This window comes from Enterococcus sp. C74, from assembly GCF_040887125.1.
Taxonomy (GTDB): domain Bacteria; phylum Bacillota; class Bacilli; order Lactobacillales; family Enterococcaceae; genus Enterococcus_B; species Enterococcus_B hirae.
The window spans coordinates 71,538-91,876 of the sequence record NZ_JBFOFA010000003.1 but is presented as its reverse complement, the minus strand read 5'-3'; the positions used below and the strand labels follow the sequence as shown (position 1 = coordinate 91,876).

Here is a 20,339-nt window from a genome sequence, read left to right as displayed (position 1 = left end):
TTCTGCAAAAAAAGACCTTTCTCCTATCTTCAAGATAAGAGAAAGGTACTTTTTAATAACTTTAGAATGAAGTAGACCAGCACAGCTACATAATCGACGCTCTGCTATCGCCGTACTTATTTGATCGTCCTAAAATTATTTGTTTTTTAAGTTGTAGAAAGATTTCAAACCTTTGTATTCAGCAACTTCGCCTAATTGGTCTTCGATACGTAGTAATTGGTTGTATTTAGCAATACGGTCAGTACGTGATAGAGAACCAGTTTTGATTTGACCAGCGTTTGTTGCAACAGCAATATCAGAGATTGTTGAATCTTCTGTTTCACCTGAACGGTGAGAAACAACTGCTGTGTAGCCAGCTTCTTTAGCCATTTCGATTGCTTCAAAAGTTTCTGTCAAAGTACCGATTTGGTTAACTTTGATTAGGATTGAGTTAGCGATTCCTTTTTCAATACCTTCAGATAATTTTTGAGTGTTTGTTACGAACAAGTCGTCACCAACTAATTGAACTTTGTCGCCTAATACGTCAGTTAATTTCTTGAATCCGTCCCAGTCGTTTTCGTCTAATCCGTCTTCGATTGAGATGATTGGATATTTAGAAACTAATTCTTCGTAGAATTTGATCATTTCGTCAGTTGTTTTTTCGCCTTCGCCTGAATCAGCTAATACGTAAACACCTTTTTCTTTGTCGTAGAATTCTGAAGAAGCAGCATCCATAGCAAGAACAACGTCTTTACCAGGTACATAGCCAGCTTTTTCGATTGCTTCGATGATTACTTCAAAACCTTCTTCGTTTGAACCAAGGTTAGGAGCGAATCCACCTTCGTCACCAACAGAAGTAGCTAATCCACGAGATTTCAAGATTGCTGCTAATGCGTGGAATACTTCAGCACCCATACGTAGAGCTTCTTTGAATGTTGGAGCGCCAACAGGCATGATCATGAATTCTTGGAAGTCGATTGAGTTATCCGCATGTGATCCACCGTTGATGATGTTCATCATTGGAGTTGGTAAAACTTTTGTATTGAATCCGCCTAGGTAGTGGTATAAAGGTACTTCTAGGTAGTCAGCAGCTGCACGAGCAACAGCGATAGATACACCTAAAATTGCGTTCGCACCTAATTTACCTTTGTTAGGAGTTCCGTCTAAAGCGATCATAGCTTTATCGATTGCCATTTGGTCACGTACATCGTAGCCAATGATTGCTTCAGCAATGATGTTGTTTACGTTGTCAACAGCTTTAGTTACACCTTTACCGCCATAACGAGCTTTGTCTCCATCACGTAATTCAACGGCTTCGTATTCACCAGTTGAAGCACCTGAAGGAACCATTCCACGGCCAAAAGCTCCGCTTTCTGTGTATACTTCTACTTCGATTGTTGGGTTACCGCGTGAGTCTAAGATCTCGCGAGCGTAAACATCAGTAATAATTGACATGTTTTGTCTCTCCTTTGAGTTTGTTTTTTCCTAAGGGATTTCCCTCATATACGATTTTAGTTAATTTTAGGCGTTAGTGCAAACATTTCTTGCATTTTTCGCAAATTTTCACTAATTATTTTACAGCGTCTAATAATGCTAAGAATGAATCAGCTTGTAAGCTTGCGCCACCAACTAATGCTCCGTCAACATTTTCTTTCGCCATATATTCAGCAATGTTTTCTGGTTTTACAGAACCACCGTATTGGATACGTACTGCATCAGATACTTCTTTGCCGTATAATTTTTCAACTGTTTGACGTACAACGCCACAGATTTCGTCAGCAATTTGTGCATCAGCTGATTTACCAGTACCGATTGCCCAGATTGGTTCATAAGCAATAACCATGTTGCTTACTTGGCCATCTGTTAATCCTTCAAGACCAGCAGTGATTTGTCCTTCGATCCATTCAGCTGTTTTTCCAGCTTCGTAAGTTTCTAAAGATTCACCACAGCAAAGAATTGGGATCATGCCGTTTGCAAAGATAGCTTTCGCTTTTTTGTTGATGTCTTCATCTGTTTCATGGAAGTATTCACGACGTTCTGAATGTCCGATGATCACATAGTCCACACCTAAGTCTGCTAAAGCAGCTGGTGAAGTTTCACCTGTGAATGCACCTGAGTTTTCCCAGTAGCAGTTTTGTGCTGAGATTTTTAATTCTGTTCCTTCAGCTGAAGCCATTAGTTCTTGTAAGAACAAAGCAGGTGATCCGATAACAGAATCAACTTTTTCATTTGAAGGGATGTTGTTTTTTACTGCTTCAGCAAATTCTTTTGCTTCAGATGCAGTTTTGTTCATTTTCCAGTTACCAGCGATAATTGGTTTACGCATGACAGTATGCACTCCTTTAAAATTATGAGTCGTGGAACTCTCCTCCACGTATAAAAAGAAAAAGCTGCTTTTTGGTTAAGTTTATTTGAGTTTGAATCAATTCACCGTTGCAAAAAGCAGCTGTCTTCATCTAAATCAGATACAACGAACGATGCTTATTTATCGTTGATTGCAGCTAAACCAGGTAGTTCTTTACCTTCTAGTAATTCTAAGCTTGCGCCGCCACCTGTTGAGATATGTGTGAATTTGTCAGCAAAACCTAATTGTTCTGCAGCTGCTGCTGAGTCACCACCACCGATGATTGTTGTTGCATCTTCAAGGTTAGCGATTGCTTCACAAACACCGATTGTACCTTTAGCAAAGTTACTCATTTCGAACACACCCATTGGCCCGTTCCAAACAACTGTTTTTGCACCTTGTAATGTATCAGCAAATAATTTCACTGATGCAGGGCCGATGTCTAAAGCCATCAATCCTTCAGGGATATCGCCTTCGATTACTTGTGTTTCAACATCGTTTGAGAACTCTGGAGCACAAACGTTATCGATTGGCAAGACTAATTTGTCGCCAGCTTTTTCAATCAATTCTTTTGCTAATTCAACTTTATCAGCTTCTACTAAAGAGTTACCGATTTTGATTCCTTTAGCTTCGTAGAATGTGTAAGTCATTCCGCCGCCGATCAAGATTTTGTCTGCTTTAGGAATCAAGTTTTCGATTACACCGATTTTATCAGAAACTTTTGCGCCACCTAAGATTGCGATCATAGGGCGTTTTGGTTCTTCAACGGCTTCACCGATAAATTTGATTTCTTTTTCCATCAAGAATCCAGCAACTGTTGGGATACCAGTTGAAGCAATTCCGACGTTTGAAGCATGCGCACGGTGAGCTGTACCGAATGCATCATTGACAAATACATCACCTAATGAAGCCCAGTATTTACCTAGGTCTGCATCATTTTTGCTTTCTTTTTTGCCATCAATGTCTTCAAAACGAGTGTTTTCAAAAACAACCACGTCGCCATCTTTCATGCCATTGATTGCTGCTTCTAATTCTGCACCACGAGTTTCAGGAACGAAAGTTACTTCTTTTCCTAATAGTTCGCCTAAACGTTTTGCAACTGGAGCTAAAGATTTACCTTCTTTATCTTCTTCCGTTTTTACACGTCCTAAGTGAGAGAAAAGAATTGCTTTTCCGCCTTGTTCTAATACGTAGTTGATTGTTGGTAATGCTGCTTTGATACGTGTGTCATCTGTGATCACGCCATCTTTCAAAGGAACATTAAAGTCAACACGGACAAGAACTTTTTTATCTTTTAAATCAATATCTTTCACTGTTTTCTTAGCCATTTTATTTCCTCCTAAATAAACTTACTATCAAAAAAAGCGGAAGAAGCGCGATTGCTTCCCCGCTTTTAAGTGTACATGCTTATAAATTACACTTGTACGTTTGGTCTATCTTATAAGTTAGCGAAGTATTCTAAAGTACGTACTAATTGTGCAGTGTAAGACATTTCGTTGTCATACCAAGCAACAGTTTTAACTAATTGTTTGTCGCCAACAGTCATTACTTTAGTTTGTGTAGCGTCAAATAATGAACCGAAAGTCATACCAACGATATCAGAAGAAACGATTTCGTCTGTGTTGTATCCGTAAGATTCGTTTGAAGCTTCTTTCATTGCTGCGTTGATTTCGTCAACAGTTACTTCTTTTTCAAGAACTGTAACTAATTCAGTTAATGAACCTGTTGGTACAGGAACACGTTGAGCAGCTCCGTCTAATTTACCGTTCAATTCAGGGATTACTAAACCGATAGCTTTAGCAGCACCTGTTGAGTTAGGAACGATGTTTGCAGCAGCAGCGCGTGCACGGCGGAAGTCACCTTTAGGATGAGGTCCGTCTAGAGTCATTTGGTCACCTGTGTAAGCGTGGATAGTTGTCATTAATCCTTCAACAACACCAAATTTGTCGTTTAATGTTTTAGCCATAGGAGCTAAACAGTTAGTAGTACATGAAGCACCTGAGATAACTGTTTCTTTACCAGTTAATGTTTCGTGGTTTGTGTTATAAACGATTGTTGGAACGTCATTTCCACCAGGAGCTGAGATAACAACACGTTTAGCACCAGCTGTTAAATGTTTTTCAGCAGCTGCTTTTGAAGTGAAGAAACCAGTACATTCTAGAACGATGTCAACACCTAGTTCGCCCCAAGGTAATTCTTCAGGGTTACGGTTAGCTAAAACTTTAACTTCTTTTCCGTTAACGTTGAATGAACCTTCGTGAACTTCAACTGTTCCGTTGAAACGTCCTTGAGTTGTGTCATATTTTAACAAGTGTGCTAACATTTTAGCATCTGTTAAGTCGTTGATTGCTACTACTTCGATTCCATCTACATCTTGGATACGACGGAATGCTAGACGTCCGATACGTCCAAAACCATTAATACCTACTTTAACTGTCATTTAAGATTTCCTCCTTATGAAAATCAAAAAAATATTTATTTTAAAGGGATACCCCTTTTAAAATCTCTTTTGCTGCAGCTTCATCAGTGATGAGCCACGTTTGTTTTGGTGCATTTTTCATATAGGCGCGAATCGCTTTTGCTTTTGACTTGCCCCCAGCAATCGCAAGAATGATGGGTACATTTGCCAAATCTTTCAATTCGATTCCGATGCGAGGAACTTTATATACGACTTCGCCATTTTCATTGAAAAAATAGCCGAAAGATTCCGCCACCGCATTCGCCTGTTTCAGCATGACTAATTCCTTTTCAGTCATTTTTCGACGTGCTGCCATATGGAGTGCGCGTCCAATACTATGAATAACACAATTCGCCTGACTAATCAAGTTTAACACTTCTTGAATAGAGGGTTCATTGAGCAAGGAATTGTACGTTGCTAAACTTAATTGTTCTGGAACATACAATGCACGATGATTTCCACTTGCTTTTGTAGCCATTCTAGCACTTACGGAATTTGCTTGTACAGTCACAGCCTCTCCGATACCACCACGAGCTGGCACAAATAGATTATGTCGCTGATTGTTTTCCAAATTTGTCAGTTGTTCAGCTACTACAGCCATCGTTGTTCCGCCCATTACAGCAATGATATTATTGCCCTCCGGTAGTAACAAATCTAAAGCTTCATTTAATGCTTCACCAAAAGCATCCGCCACTTTAGGCTGTTCTTCACTGTTTCCTGATACCACGATACAACGTTGATTTCCAAAATACTCAGCCAGTTTTTTTTCTGTCTGATGCATTCCTAAAAGTTGATCCATGAAGTTCTCAAGACTTTGATAAACTTCTTCTCCTTTTTTGGTCAAAGTCATACCGCTTTTAGAGGTGTTGATCAAATCTAACTGTTTCAATAGATCTGTTTCTGTTCGTAATACGCGTTCTGTGATGCCCATACTCTCTGATAAACTACGACGACCTATTGGCTGCATCCAATAAATATTACGTAAAATTTTATATCTTTCCTGTAAAACCTCGATAATATCCGGTGCAACAGATTCAATCATTTTCAATTCATCAAGCATAGCGATCTCCTTAGTTGGACGATATTTGTCCAATGTAGACTCAAAACGACCCATGTACGATAAAAAAAGAAAAGCGACTTTCCTACTACTAAGTATTTAAAAGGAAAATCTCAACCTCACGAATGTAAGTCTAACAGTTTTACCCGTTTTTTTCAATAAAAAAAGACTAGAAAAAACTTTTCATTTTTTTCTAGTCGAGATTCACATTATCTATCATAACGTTTTCTTTTCGATGAACTTGGGATTCCCAGCAGGTCACGATATTTTGCTACCGTCCTTCTTGAAATCAATATTTCATCTTTTTTTAATAATTCTACGATCTTTTGATCAGAAAGTGGTTTGATTTTGTCTTCTTGATCTACAAGTTCTTGGATTTTCTTTTGTGCAGTATCAGCTGAGAGATCGGTCTCAGTATCTGTCCCACTTTGCTGTAGTCTAGTTGTAAAGAATTTCTTAAGCTCGAAAACCCCAAATTCAGTTTCCAGGTATTTTCCATTGACGGCACGGCTGACAGTGGATTCATGTACTTCCAACTCTTTTGCCACTTCTTTTAATGTCAGCGGTTTAATTGGTCGTTCTTTATTTGTGAAAAAGGCTTGTTGATGGGAAACAATGATTTGAGCCACCCGTAAAATCGTATCCCCTCGTTGTAGAATCGTTTTTTTCAACCAGTCAAATTCTTGTTTCCGTTCTTTCAAGTACGCTTGCGTTTCTTTGTCTGCTTTTTTAAGCATCTGATTAAAATAATGTTCTTGGAAACGAACATCTGGTTGATTTCCTCGTCTAGAAAGGACAGACACTTTTTGGTCCTTATCAACCATCACTTTGACATCAGGAATGATATATAATTCACTGCTTCGATCAAAAATCCGTCCAGGGCTTGGGCTAAGTGTTTGGATGTAATCAAAGATTCGTTGTACTTCACTAAGTTCGATTGAAAAGCGTTGAGCGATCTCTTTCCATTTGCGATCAACCAGCAACTCAAAACACTCTTCCAAAACGATATACGCTAACTCTGGTGCAAAGTCATCTCTTTCCGTTTGTAACATCAAACACTCTTGTAAACTTCGTGCCCCCACACCTGCTGGTTCAAGTTGTTGGACCAGCGTCAGTGCATCAAGGATCTCAATCGAAGTAGCATTTGTTTGTTCTTGTGCCTCTTTTAAATCAATCGTCAAAAATCCATTTAAATCAATGTACTCGACTAAATAAAGAACTAACTGACGTAAGAAGGTCTGCCGATAGTTCAAATGGATCTGTTCGATCAATGATTCAAATAAGGAAACACTGGTATCGGGAATTTGATTTAAGTAGTTGGTTTCTTCATTATCATTGGCTGATCTGATCTTCTGATAGTCAGATTGCCATTCTGGTTCCACTACTTCTATCAATGGATTTTCTAATGCTTGATTTTCAACAAATGCCAAGAGCTCTTCACTGTTATATTGCAATACCTGGATGGACTGTTGCAGATGTTGTGTCATGGCTAATTTTTGTGTTTGCTGTTGTTTTTGTGAAAAGTTTTGTTGAAATTTCATTTTTTTGTCCATTCCCCTTGTAATTTTTTTTTAGTTTCGTTACAATTGTGTCTGTACTTGCGTCCTTAGTGTAGTGGATATCACGTAAGATTCCGGTTCTTGAGACGGGGGTTCGATTCCCTCAGGACGCGTCTATTGCTATCTTAGCATATTTGGGAATGTTTTGCTTTCTAAATTTAAAAGATAAAAAGCTGATCCGCATGTATGGATCAGCTTTTTTCGTTATTTTTTGTGTAAACTAAGTTTTACGAGCCACCCATATCTCTCCCATCACTTTTCTTTAACCATTCACTATTATTCAGCAATGGTTAGCGATCGCTGTCCACTTCCTTACCCGCCTGCAAATCAAAAAGTGATTCGGTGTTCACTATAACTGTATTGGTAATGGCTCCCGGCATCCTTTGTAGTAAACCTTAGATCTAGCGCACTGTCTACACCACTCGTTGATCCGATTTGCCATGAAGTCGTACCTTGATTAAAGAAGTCACCATTCACGATATAATAGATACGATTGGCTTCTTCTAAGTTGACATAGACAGTTCCGGAAAAGGCTTTTGCCACTTCCTGGTCTTCTCTAACCAAATTTATTGCTATTATTCGTTTAATCGCTCTAAAATGACCACTTTCACTCGTTTCACAATAAAACCGCATCGTTGGCTTGTATGTCTTATTCACCGTCACAGTATGCGACAGTACTCGAAAGGTTGCTCTATTTCGAGTAACTGTGTGAACAATTTTGTCCGAAGATTCGAGTTTTTGCCTTGCTTTTGTTGATGAAAGCTGAAGATCGTTTGTGAGTTGCTCAATCATTTGATCATAAGTCATTACTTTGGAAAATGTTGCATGTGTTTCTACATTAGACTTGCTTGTAGTTGCCGCTATTTCTTGGGGATGAGAAATCAAAAATAGGAGTATAGAGCTAACAAACAAGGTCATGAGTATCTTTACTTTGTTCATACATCACCACTTTTCTTCAATTAAGAATAAATCGCTTACAATAAATAGTTTATTGGACGATCCATTGAGATTCAAGTCTATTTTTCACTCTACTTTTTAATAAAGAGAAGGAATAAATCAATAAAGAGAAGGAGCAAGTTGGCAAACGATGAAATTCAGTTAGCTAATTGATCGAATCTTTCTACCCAAACATTGACATTGATCAAAGCCTTACGTGTTCCTCATCTCCCTTGATCCAGCTTGTGGCAAACCATTCTTTGCAAGCTTCTTCACACAAAAAGCCAATCAAAACATACGTAATGATTGGCTTTTTTCCGTCATCTATCGAAACAGCTTTTCAACTTAAGAAAAGACATTATGCTCCGTTTATTCACTTTTGATTCAAAAGATCATTTCTTGTTCTGAGGAAGTTCGTTCTTCCCCTTTCGCTAACTGTGTCACGATTGTTGCCATATTTTTATAGGATTGATTTAGTCCGATCCCACCTTTTTTTGGCATTTTAACGATGGGGATCACTTGCTGATATTTTGCTACAGCAGGATTTTCAACAGACATTGCAGCGGCAGCAGGAATGCCTTCTTTGTTAAAAGCTTCGACTAACCCGCCTGCCATCTCTCCAAAATTAGGATAATGCATAGCTGGTCCACATAATATCGCATCTGCTCCAAACTTTTTGGCGAATCCGATAAATTTTTGTTTGACTTCTTCTGGATGACTTGAATAATAACGATCACCGCAGTATAAAGTAGCAATAATCTCTGCCTTTTTTTCTTTAAACAATGGCGCTAATGTTTCTCCCGGTCCTAGAGCTGTTTTTTTTCCACCTGGAGGCAATTGTGCTTGTTTGTCACTTCCCATACCTGCGGTCACATGGTTGAGGATCAAAATGATTTTTTTCATGCTCCTACTCCTTTTTATAAGGTATCAAAATCAAAGTCATCAAAATTGATTTCTTCTGCTGTTGATTCTTCTGCCTCAAGCTCTTCTTTCAGATATTGATTGTCTAACACTTTGATGAATGGATAATAAACTGCCATTCCTAATAAAATAAGTAATCCCTGAAGGACAGAAGCTTGCCAACCACTGACTAAAAAGCCTGAAATGATCGGTGGCGTTGTCCATGGAAGTTGAATCCCATTGGTGTAAGCAACTAGCCCTAGGTCCATACAAAAATAAGCAATAATGATATTGATTGTCGGTACTAAAGCAAATGGGATCAAAATGATTGGATTTAATACGATCGGTAAACCAAAGATGATCGGTTCATTGATCCCGAAAATTCCTGGTACAAGCGATAATTGTGAAAGTTTTTTCACTCGCTGACTTTTACATACAAGAATCATAATCAAAATCAATGATAAGGTAGAACCGCCCCCACCAAATGTTGCAAACATATCTTGAAATTGACCTGTAATGATATTAGGAATTTCATGTCCGTCTTTGAACGCATTTAGATTTTCAATCGATAAAGCACGAAGAACTGGATTGAAGACTGCACCTACGACACTTGAACCGTTGATTCCGAAAAACCAGAAAAAATGTAAAAATAAGTACGCAATGATCATAGCACCTAAGGTATTCCCTAAACTTAACAATGGTGTTTGTAAGAATTTAAACAGGATTTCTTGTAAATTCCCATATGTGGTTAAACTCGCTACCCAATTCGCCACCATAAAGAACGTTAAGATGACGAAGCTTGGAATCAACGCTTCAAACGATTTAACAACAGTAGGCGGCACGCCATCTGGCATTTTGATTGTCCACCCTGTGCGAATCAAAGCAACGAACATACGAGTCGCTACTAAAGCAACTACCATCCCTAAAAATAAACCACTTGATCCCATCCAACGTAAAGGAAGACTTCCGACTTCAAATACTTCAGTCGAACCTTCTGGCGTAAATAATGTGGTAAAAGGCGTTACGATAAAGAATGAAACTAAAGAAATAATTGCCGCTTGCATCGCATCCACTTTAAATTGCTTTGCTAAACTATAACCGATGCCCCCAACTGCTAAAATCGTCATGATATCAAAACTGGCGGTAGCAGGCTTATTCAACATGACTGCCCAATTTTCCCCTAAAAATCCAGCCATCCATTCATTCCAATTTGGTATTGGAAAGTTGGTCAATACTAGAAACAATGACCCCACGATCAATAACGGTGTAGAAAGTAAAAAGCCATCTCGTATAGCAATCAAATATTTATTTTCTCCAACCGTTTTTGCCATTGGTGTCAAAACTTTTTCTAACCAATTCAAAAATTTTTGCATCTTTTTTCCCCCGATCTTTTTGTTGACTCCGACTGTTTCCGTTTACAAAAACTCATTTTCTACTTTCTTTGATCATTTTCAGGACATCTTTCATCGCACGTTCGCCATCCATCATGCCATATGCTTCTGTGGCAATTGTGCCTACAGGAATGCCTAACGGCTCAAACGTTTTTTTCATTTTGTCACTTAAATGACGAACTTGTGGTCCTAATAAGATGGCTACCGGTTTCTCTTGTTCAACTTTTTCCTCTGCATGGATTGCTGGGAACGCATGGATTTCTAGTGGCATCTGATGTTTTGTGACTACTTCCATCATTTTATTGACCATAATACTCGTTGACATCCCTGCTTCACAGAATAAATAGATTTTTTTTGTTGCCATTTTTTTCTCCTCCTTATATATACATATGCTGATTATCAGCTAAATGACTTCGATACTGGGATCAAACTGGGGCTTTGATGCGTTTTTCATAAGCATCCAGCCATTCTTTGGTGATTGGTTCAATGATCGTTGTCTGATCAACTCCTGGATTAGCTAAGTAGATAGCTGGTTGCTCCTTTTCAGTTGCAACAGTAAACGTAAATTCGACATTGGTCGCAACTCCCCATTCACCTGCTTTATTCATAGCAACTAATGAAAAAGCACCTGCTTTGCCATACCGTTCTTTTAATAAATCAGTAAAAGAATACACAGCTTGATCACAGGCTTTTTGTGGAGTGACTCCTTCTCCCATCAAGCGAACAATTTCATAAGCTAGACAGCCTTTCATTAGATCTTCTCCTAGACCAGTTGCTGTCGCACCACCGATTTGACTGTCGACGTAAAAACCAGAACCTGATAAAGGGGAATCTCCCACACGACCTTGCTTTTTCATAAATAATCCAGAACTAGACGTTCCTGCAGCCATGCCAGTGTGTTGATCCAAAGAAACCACGCCCACCGTATCATGTCCGTCATAGGGGCTTAGATTCGTTTTCGCCACTTCTGCCACTCGTTTTTGCCAAATTTTTTTAGCTCTTGGCGTTAGCATGTTTTTCCGTTCGAATCCTGCTAGCATTGCATATTCAGTGGCTCCTTGTCCTACGCGAAAACTATTGAATTTTTCATTACTTAATTTTCTGGCAACTGATATTGGATTCGCAATATCTACGATCCCAGCCACTGCCCCAATTTTGAACGTATCTCCATCCATAAAAGCCGCATCCATTTCTACAATGCCTCGTTCGTTTGGCAAGCCACCATAGCCAACTGATTTATAAAATGGATAGTCTTCTACACATTTGATTGACGTTTCCACGGCATCTCCGCATGTTCCTTCCTGTTCTAATAATTCTTTGGCAGCTAACACACCATCATGTGCCATACGCCACGTTGCAATAATTCCCCACATGTTTACTCCTCCTATATACAGCGCTTACATCTATTTTATTTAGTATATACTATTATGTCTATACTAAAAAGAGACTTTTCTTAAAATCTAATTGATTTATAAGAGAAGTCTCTGATAATCTTTTTTTTAAAAAATATATAACTGTTTATTCGATCAATGCTTGAATGCTTCGCAGGTATATCTCTAAATTCATGCGCAGATCTGTTACTTCCATATACTCGTTTTTGTTATGCGCAATTCCTTTCTGTCCAGGAAAAGAGGGACCAAACGCTAATACATTAGGAATCTTTCTGGCATAAGTAGCACCCGTTGTCGTCACTGGCGTGGAGTCGTTCCCAGTAATCTCGCCATAAATTTGAGATAGTTTTTTGATTTCGGGCGAATCTTTTTTCTGACAGATCCCTGGAATACTGCGATTGATTGTAAAAGTCGCTTTCTCGGGCAACTGTTTAGCCAACCCACTCACGACTTCTTCTTCTGTGACTGAAACAGGGTAACGAAAAGCAACTTCTAAATCTAACCCGTTAGTGTTTTTTTGCAAATTCACAGGTGTAAGAATCAACCTGCCTGAATCTTCATCAGACAAAGCAAGCTCGATTCCTTCTCCATAATGTTTATTGTGGAAAGCTTGCCAGATCCAATCAAAATAAGCTCGTATTTGTTCTGGAACAGCTGAATCTGCTTTGATTTTTTCGGCAAGCAGTGTAATCGCATTCTCTCCTAATTCAGGAGCATTACTTGGAGAACGTTTTCCTTCCACATCAAATTTTTTCGCATTAATCGAAACACTCAGCTGGTCTGGCACATGATCTCGATATTGCTCCCCTGCAAAATCACTGATTTGAATAACTTCTTCTTTAACTAATGGGAAATGAATCGTTAGGTTGACTACTCCTCTTTCGCCGTAAACAACTGGATATTTACAATCTGGCGTAAAACCAAATGATGGCGGAACTTCAGCCTGTAAATAATGAGCCACATCAGACATCCCACTTTCTTCGTCAGTCCCAAAAATAATGCGGATCGTTTTTTTAGGAACCGCTCCCATTTTTTTCAACAGGATCAGAGCATAAAAACAACTAATGATCGGCCCTTTATTATCTAAAATCCCTCGTCCATAAAAGCGTCCATCTTTTTCGCTTAAATCAAAGGGTGGAAAATCCCATCCCGATCCTGCTGGAACCACATCTAAATGACCAATGATCCCAATATAGTCCTCATCATCTTCTCCCCATTGGACGTACCCGATCGCATCATCAATCACTTTGGTCTTAAACCCTACTTCTTTTCCTTTTTTAAGTACAAGGTCCAACACTTCTCGAGGTGCTTTCCCAAACGGAGCATGATCTTCCGGCTCCCCTTTCACACTTGGTACTTTCATAACTGTTTGAAGAAACTCAAGAAATTCTTCCCAATGATCATCGATCATCGACTTGCTTTTTTTCAATTTATTCACTCCTTTTTTGACGAATCAATGTATTTTTGAATGTATATTTATCTGCACGATAAAACGAGCAGTCATATAAGATTGGTTTGGCTGCTGGCGAATATGTCATTGAATGGACAAACAACATCGGTTCATCCACAGCTACTTGCAAGAGTTTTGCCACGTCAGCCGTCGCTTTCACTGCTTCGATTTCTTGGTGAGAATAAGCGATCTCCACGTTTTTTTCGATCACTTGATAGAGTGACCCACTTAATTCTTCTTGAGAGACTTCTCCCAGATAACGTTTTAAAATATAAAGATTTTCAACCGTCATTGGTTCGTCATCAAAATAACGTAATCGTCTCAAATGAACGATTGGCTCAGAAATCGATTCACCAAAAGCTTGTTTAACATTCGTTGGTAGTTGTTCAGTAACTTCGCATTCTAAGACTTGCGTTTTTGTCTTTTTCCCTTGGATTCGAGCAGTTTCGGTAAAGCTTTGCAATCCTCCAGAGCCACTTTGGATCTTAGGTTGTTTCATGACATACGTGCCTTTACTTTTTTCTTTGATCAACTTATTTTGGCTGATCAATAATTCGATTGCTTTACGAACAGTTAAACGACTACATTGAAACTCGTCTGCTAAATCATATTCTGAAGGTAATTTTTGACTAGAAACGTAAATTCCTTCCATGATTCGCTTCTCAATCTCATTCGCAATTTCTTGAAATTTTGGTTGTTTTTTCACGAGATTCCTCCTATATATTTTCCAAGCTCCTGTTAACACGATCATTTTGAGCAATGAACAGGATGGTTTGCCATAGGAAATAGTATGGATTAAGTATATACCAAAAAGAATATACTTTCATTCCTCATTTTTATTTTCCAAATAATATAAAGGTTGGTACCTAAAAAAACACACTTCAAGAACCCCAGTAAGGCTATCTATTTTTTATAAGGAATCACAAAATTGACCCTTCAAAAATGCCACTTACCGTTTTTTCATTTTGCAATTTCTCTTGTTTGATTTTCCTTTACAAAGAGACGATTTTGCTAAGCAAGATCGAAAAGCATCAGGAAACAGAACAAAAATATCCGAACGATAGTGAAATATTCCTGATACTCCATCAGGATCGATGATCAAAACATCCATCAACTATCGTTCGAATAATTTAGTTTTACACTTACTATTTTTCATTGAGTGGTACAGCGGACTTTTATTGCGATGCAAGGAACAATTCTCATTGCATCGTTTACAAACCGTCAATAATTCTATACATGCAACAATCAATAACCTCTTGGACAAATACTATTTATTAAATTTTACTGACTATTAGAAAGTTTGAACGTACTTTTTCTCACTGTCATAGTTTTGATTTTACCAAATAGATAGACAGCAATACTACTTATGCCTACTGTTATAAGGTATCTTGTCTCCCACCAATTATTTACTACAGGTAATCGATCAACTACTCGTACGATAAAGATATGGATATAATAAATTTGAATAGAATTTTTTGACAACCATATGATTGGGTCGAGTTTATATTGAACTATCTTTTTACTCAATAGTGTAGTCACTAGAAATAAAAGGATAGATAGGCTTAAGCCATAACTTATATACTGTAATTGCGGTGGGTATTTGAAAGCTTGTATGTCAAAACTTCTTGTTTTAAGGATTGAAACAAAAAATAGAAAAACAAACAAACCACAAAATTTGAGATTATCTACCATCCGATTATTGTAAACACAGATTCCAATAAATACGATAAATGAATAGCCAACTAATTCTAAAGCAAACAAAATCCAAAAATGTCCCGTTGAAACCAATGACAGATTTTGCGCATACTCCAATAGCAGCATACAAAAAATGAATAGCAAGATGATCACTGTCCGTTTTTCTTTCAGTGAATATAACCACTTGAAAATCGGACTCAATAAGGCTATTTCAAAAAATATCCTTAATATCCACATATAACCGATACCTTTATCAGAAGACATCGCAAACGAAGAAATGATATATTCAAAATGATATGGAAAATCCTTATGTCTCAATAATGCGATGGCCCCAAAGAGAATAAAATAGCCTAGTAACACTTTCCAAGTAGGAATAATTAACCGCTTAAATCTTTTAAAAAGATAGACTCGGTATTTTTCTTCTTTTGTGGATAAGCTAAAGCTCATCCCTAGTAACATAGTTATTAATGGAACATCAAAAGTTCTTAGCTGAAGTAGATTATTAGGAGGTGAAATATGGGCTAAAATAATGAATAAGATAGCCACTCCTCTTAAAATATCAATGCGTTTGTCTCTCATCGTTTTCCTCTCATTCAAATGCCACTAATTTTTACGATAAACACTCTCTGATAAGTTAAGGACAAAAACTGGTGTAAACGTTAATCCCTAGTGAAAGAACAATATTTCGCAAAAAATGTGCGGGGCATTTTTGAATTTCTTCACTTTCAAAAGTAAAACATCATTAAGTCATTGATACCAATTCGATTCGTGTTAGTTTTCTGAAAAAACATTATGTGCCTCACTGAGATCAATGACTTTCTGGATGCTTTCACTTTTACCTTTCACTTTTACCTTTCACTTTTACATAGTAGCTGGACGTAATCAAAATAATGAGTGATTATTTTTCTTTGATCGTCACAACATTTCCTTCGCTAATTTGATGGCCATTTGGTGCGTATAAGTTCATTGTTACTTTATCCCCTGATTTTATTTGATTGGCTTTCACATAGTAATCGATGTTTCCTTCAGCAAAGCTACCGCCCCAGCTGACTGATTTTCCATTAACAAACAATTGTCCTTTTTTAACTTCTCCTTGATAGGTTCCAGAAATCGTTTGTGTGCCTAAGGTATAGCTTAAATCAGTTACTTTTACCTCACTTTTTTGATAGGTTACGTTAATTTTGCTGTTTTCGATGATATTTTTATTTCTATCCACTCCTTCAAGAACCACCGTATCCGTTTCAGATAGTTCCAGTTGACCAATATAGTAAGTGAATTTACCATCTTTAAAGGCACCTCCCCAACTGATCACTTTTCCATTGACAGTTAAACGACCTTGGTAGATGTCGCCTTCATAAGTCCCTTCAATGACTGTACTTCCTTGTTTCTTCACTGCTTGAGTTATTTTTCCTGTTACTTTTTTTAGATTGACCGGTTGTTCTTCTCCTAACGAATGTTGATTTGGATCATATCCTTGGATCGATACCTTATCCCCATCTTTAATTTGAGAAGGCTTCACATAGTAGGTAAATGTCCCGTCTTTAAAAGTCCCACCCCAGCTAATGGACTGTCCCTTGATTGTTAAGTGAGCCATTCGAACATCTCCTGTATATGTTCCGGTAATAACAGAAGCACCTAATTGATAGTCAGCCATCGTAATCGCTCCAGAATAACTAGTGATCGTTAGAGTTACGGTATCCAGTAATTTATTCTCTTCATCAAAAGCATCTAAAACAACTGTATCCCCTGCACTGATTGTTTTAGGTCCACAATAATATGAGAAGGTTCCATCTGAATTAAAAGTTCCTCCCCAGCTGATCACTTTTCCATTGACGGTTAATCGAGCCTTTTTCACATTACCATAGTATTTTCCAGTAATTGTTGTTTTACCAAGGATATACTGATCCGCCTGAATCGTTCCTTTGGTTTCTTCTGGAAGTTCCTCTTCAGTGATTGATTTCCAACCTTTATCTGTCATTTGATACCAATAACTTTTTTCATCATCATTAGGAATCAATTCACTATTATGATAACGTTCAATCCGGTTATCTGATTCTTCATGGGTAATATGGACATAATCGCCGATTTCATAAGGAGCGCCTTTAAACATTTGACTTAACTTGTCACTATCTTCTTCACCTGACAATTCAACTGCTTTTTTCTGTTTCAGGTAACGATCATATTGCTGGATCGTGACATACACGTCATTTCCCCAACTTTGATGAAGTTTACCTGATTTCCCAACCATTGAGAAAGTTTTGGTCTCTGGATTTGGCACAATAATCTGATAGCCATAAGCATTACCAAAAAGTTTAACGGCTTCTCCCCCCAGAATAGTCAGCTCATCATTTGAAACTGTTGTGGTTTCTCCCACACTGTTAGTAACTTTGATCTCTGTGCTGGTTTGTCCTACAGTTGCAAAATCTGGCTCTTTTACATATTCGACTTTAGTGATTGGTACAATGTTTTTTTCTGAGCTTGTATCTACTAATTGTTTAGCATCCACTGGTAATCCCAAGAATAAATCTTCTGTGATTGATGTAACCACTGGTTTTAGATCAACCTCTTTCCAGCCTTTATCTGTCATTTGGTACCAATAACTTTTTTCATAATCATTAGGAATCAATTCACTATTATGATAACGTTCAATCCGATTATCCGATTCTTCATGAGTGATATGAACATAATCGCCAATTTCATAAGGAGCATCTTTAAACATTTGACTTAACTTGTCGCTATCTTCTTCACCCGACAATTCGACCGCTTTTTTCTGTTTCATCTGATGGTCGTATTGTTGGATTGTTACATATACATCATCTCCCCAACTAAAATGAAGTTTACCTGAATTTCCAACCATCGAGAAAGTTTTGGTCTGTACATTTGGCACAATAATCTGATAACCATAAGCATTACCAAAAAGTTTGACTGCTTCTCCTCCTCGAACAGTCAGCTCATCATTTGAAACTGTTGTGGTTTCTCCCACACTGTTAGTAACTTTGATCTCTGTGCTGGTTTGTCCTACTGTTGCAAAATCTGGCTCTTGTACATATTCAACTTTAGTGATTGGTACAATATTTTTTTCTGAGCTTGTATCTACTAATTGTTTAGCATCCACTGGTAATCCCAAGAACAACTCTTTTGTGAGAGATTTAACTACTGGTTTTAGATCCACTTCTTTCCAGCCTTTATCTGTCATTTGGTACCAATAACTTTTTTCATAATCATTAGGAATCAATTTATTGTTGTGGTAACGTTCAATCCGATTATCTGATTCTTCATGGGTGATATGAACATAATCACCGATTTCATAAGGAGCATCTTTAAACACTTGACTTAACTTGTCGCTATCTTCTTCACCTGACAATTCAACCGCTTTTTTCTGTTTCATCTGATGATCATACTGGTGAATCGTTACATATACATCATCTCCCCAACTAAAATGAAGTTTACCTGATCTCCCCACCATGGAGAAAGTTTTAGTTTCTGGATTAGGTGCAATGATCTGGAAACCATAAGCATTACCAAAAAGTTTGACTGCTTCTCCCCCAGTTACCTCTTTAATAGGTAAAACGTTAGAAACACCATTCTCATTCGTTAGCTTAATGGTATTCCCTGGATAATCAGAATAGTTGCCAATCCCTTGATAGTAAACATTTGAAATCTTCGTAGGACTAGCAAGTGGAATAGATTTGAGGTTTTCTAACGAAACTTGGCCTGCTGTGGTAAAAATTGGCAGATTAGTCAATGTAAAGGAATCCAGTGTCGGAATGGTGTAAGGCTTAACAGCTCCTGGGAGTGCATAATCCTCCCCACGACCGTCCACATCTTTCCAAATTTCTTTTTCTAGTTTCTTAAACTGTTGGCAATATTTTTCTGTTTCAGCAGTTGTTTTTATTCCCCATTGATTAAAGTAAGGAACTAAGTTACGATTTGCCGCTTGAGAAAATACTTTAACCATTGTCTGAATCTCCTCATCATTGGATGAAGGGAGTTCTCTTGTTTCCATTGTTCGATATAGTTGAGAAACAGTCTTATAGTAATCTAAACCGAAGACGCGCTCTAAGGACCAAAACATCCCCAACTGAGCAAATAGCTCATCGCCTAAACTACTAAAATCACGTTTATCTACATCAATATTAAAGTAATCATCAATGACCTTTTGTGTTGAGCTGCTTGCAAGTCGTGAAGGGAAGCCTAATTTTTGTTGGACATACATAGAAGAGATATTTACCGTCACTTCTGTCATGCCATCAAATTTGTATTGAGGTGTTTGGAACGTATGCCCCATTTCGTGCCAAAATCCCCATTGCTGATCTGTCGGTTTACTTCCTAAAATATCCTGAGAAGCGCCCGTATCTATTTGAAAAGAGATATAGTTATTGGTCGCATAAGCATAGCCTGCCCCTGAATCAGGATTGGCAATATGAATTCTTTGATTCATGTTCTTCTCAGCAGCATAGCCTGCTTGATTATTAAACCCATAACATTCTACAGTCAGTTGATATACTTTATCCCAATAACTAGCCAATTCATTTAAACGATCTTCGGAAAGAGGCGTTATATTTTTTAGTTCACTCATTTGAAATGTTCCAAACACATATTTTCCCTCAATGACAAAAAAAGGAACATTCGTCGTTGAATCATTCAATCGTTGAAAAAAGGTTGCTTGATTATTTTTGCCACCTAATCGAAATTCAGGAACCTCGACTCCACCTGTTAAAGTGACATGAATCGTTTGGTCATAAGATTGGTTACGAATATAAACCATGCCATCGCTGTCTTCTCTAGTAATATGATTGATCCCCTTAGTTAACTGATAATCAACCGGATTTGAACCAATGCTTTCTGGTGCAGAATTAAGATTCTCGTACTTACCATACTGCCCGATTACTAAGCTAACATTTTCTGGATTCTCTTTGACTTCTACCGTAATTTCTTCTCCACGAGGTAAAAATAGCCCTGTCACTTCCAAGTTATTGTGAGTAGTATTTCTCCGCTCTTTATCATAATCTGTATAGAGATCTCCTCTTGGAATAGCAGTAACATCCACAGTTGGCGTCTTTAATTCGTTCGTGTCAGCGTGAACAACCATCGAACTAACCTGCCAAGTTATCGCCATCAATAAAAAACAAAAACCCCATCTTTTGATCAAATCGTTTAATTTAGCCATCTTTTTCAT

At 37.9% G+C, this 20,339-nt stretch carries 15 protein-coding genes and 1 tRNA gene; 1 reads left to right on the top strand and 15 read right to left on the bottom strand.

Going from position 1 to position 20,339, the window contains the following annotated elements:
- Positions 1-135: 135 nt before the first annotated feature.
- From eno to rpoN, 6 genes are all read right to left on the bottom strand, one after another.
- A complete protein-coding gene (gene eno / locus AB3H93_RS04915) occupies positions 136-1,434 on the bottom strand; it encodes a phosphopyruvate hydratase (protein WP_010718611.1) in 1,299 nt (432 codons plus the stop codon).
- Positions 1,435-1,549: 115 nt separating this feature from the next.
- Complete coding sequence (tpiA, locus tag AB3H93_RS04910) at positions 1,550-2,305, bottom strand: triose-phosphate isomerase (protein ID WP_010718612.1); 756 nt, start codon at positions 2,303-2,305, stop codon at positions 1,550-1,552.
- Positions 2,306-2,460: 155 nt separating this feature from the next.
- Positions 2,461-3,651, bottom strand: coding sequence for a phosphoglycerate kinase (pgk, locus tag AB3H93_RS04905; protein WP_010718613.1), 1,191 nt, complete (start codon positions 3,649-3,651; stop codon positions 2,461-2,463).
- A gap of 110 nt (positions 3,652-3,761) precedes the next feature.
- A complete protein-coding gene (gene gap, locus AB3H93_RS04900) occupies positions 3,762-4,763 on the bottom strand; it encodes a type I glyceraldehyde-3-phosphate dehydrogenase (protein ID WP_010718614.1) in 1,002 nt (333 codons plus the stop codon).
- A 40-nt stretch (positions 4,764-4,803) separates the two neighbouring features.
- Entirely contained in the window at positions 4,804-5,895 is a 1,092-nt protein-coding gene (locus tag AB3H93_RS04895; RefSeq protein WP_172595671.1) for a sugar-binding transcriptional regulator, read from the bottom strand.
- Between the two features lie 152 nt (positions 5,896-6,047).
- Positions 6,048-7,379, bottom strand: a complete 1,332-nt coding sequence (gene rpoN / locus AB3H93_RS04890; protein WP_034699130.1) for an RNA polymerase factor sigma-54 — start codon at positions 7,377-7,379, stop codon at positions 6,048-6,050.
- A gap of 59 nt (positions 7,380-7,438) precedes the next feature.
- Between rpoN and AB3H93_RS04885 the strand changes: the two genes are divergently transcribed.
- Positions 7,439-7,510, top strand: a tRNA-Arg gene (locus AB3H93_RS04885).
- Between the two features lie 214 nt (positions 7,511-7,724).
- Here the strand turns inward: AB3H93_RS04885 and AB3H93_RS04880 are convergent.
- The 9 genes from AB3H93_RS04880 to AB3H93_RS04840 all read right to left on the bottom strand — a co-directional run bounded on the left by AB3H93_RS04880 (position 7,725) and on the right by AB3H93_RS04840 (position 20,339).
- Positions 7,725-8,336 (bottom strand): hypothetical protein, encoded by a 612-nt coding sequence (locus AB3H93_RS04880; RefSeq protein ID WP_368020231.1) that lies wholly within the window; start codon positions 8,334-8,336, stop codon positions 7,725-7,727.
- 381 nt (positions 8,337-8,717) lie between these two features.
- The gene (locus AB3H93_RS04875; protein ID WP_368020230.1) at positions 8,718-9,236 is read right to left on the bottom strand and encodes a GrdB-related putative oxidoreductase; all 519 of its coding nucleotides are present in this window, start codon (positions 9,234-9,236) and stop codon (positions 8,718-8,720) included.
- A 14-nt stretch (positions 9,237-9,250) separates the two neighbouring features.
- On the bottom strand, positions 9,251-10,606 hold the full coding sequence (gene celB, locus AB3H93_RS04870; protein ID WP_010738000.1) for a PTS cellobiose transporter subunit IIC: 1,356 nt from the start codon (positions 10,604-10,606) through the stop codon (positions 9,251-9,253).
- Between the two features lie 52 nt (positions 10,607-10,658).
- Entirely contained in the window at positions 10,659-10,988 is a 330-nt protein-coding gene (locus AB3H93_RS04865) for a PTS sugar transporter subunit IIB (protein ID WP_010718620.1), read from the bottom strand.
- A 61-nt stretch (positions 10,989-11,049) separates the two neighbouring features.
- Positions 11,050-11,997 (bottom strand): N(4)-(beta-N-acetylglucosaminyl)-L-asparaginase, encoded by a 948-nt coding sequence (locus AB3H93_RS04860; protein WP_034699124.1) that lies wholly within the window; start codon positions 11,995-11,997, stop codon positions 11,050-11,052.
- A 145-nt stretch (positions 11,998-12,142) separates the two neighbouring features.
- Positions 12,143-13,444, bottom strand: a complete 1,302-nt coding sequence (locus AB3H93_RS04855) for a Sapep family Mn(2+)-dependent dipeptidase (RefSeq protein WP_368020229.1) — start codon at positions 13,442-13,444, stop codon at positions 12,143-12,145.
- Between the two features lies 1 nt (position 13,445).
- Positions 13,446-14,171, bottom strand: coding sequence for a GntR family transcriptional regulator, LSA1692 subfamily (locus tag AB3H93_RS04850; RefSeq protein WP_063627411.1), 726 nt, complete (start codon positions 14,169-14,171; stop codon positions 13,446-13,448).
- 575 nt (positions 14,172-14,746) lie between these two features.
- Positions 14,747-15,739 carry an acyltransferase family protein gene (locus tag AB3H93_RS04845; RefSeq protein ID WP_368020228.1) on the bottom strand — a complete coding sequence of 331 codons (993 nt, stop codon included), beginning with the start codon at positions 15,737-15,739 and terminating at the stop codon, positions 14,747-14,749.
- 319 nt (positions 15,740-16,058) lie between these two features.
- Positions 16,059-20,339 (bottom strand): immunoglobulin-like domain-containing protein, encoded by a 4,281-nt coding sequence (locus tag AB3H93_RS04840; protein ID WP_368020227.1) that lies wholly within the window; start codon positions 20,337-20,339, stop codon positions 16,059-16,061.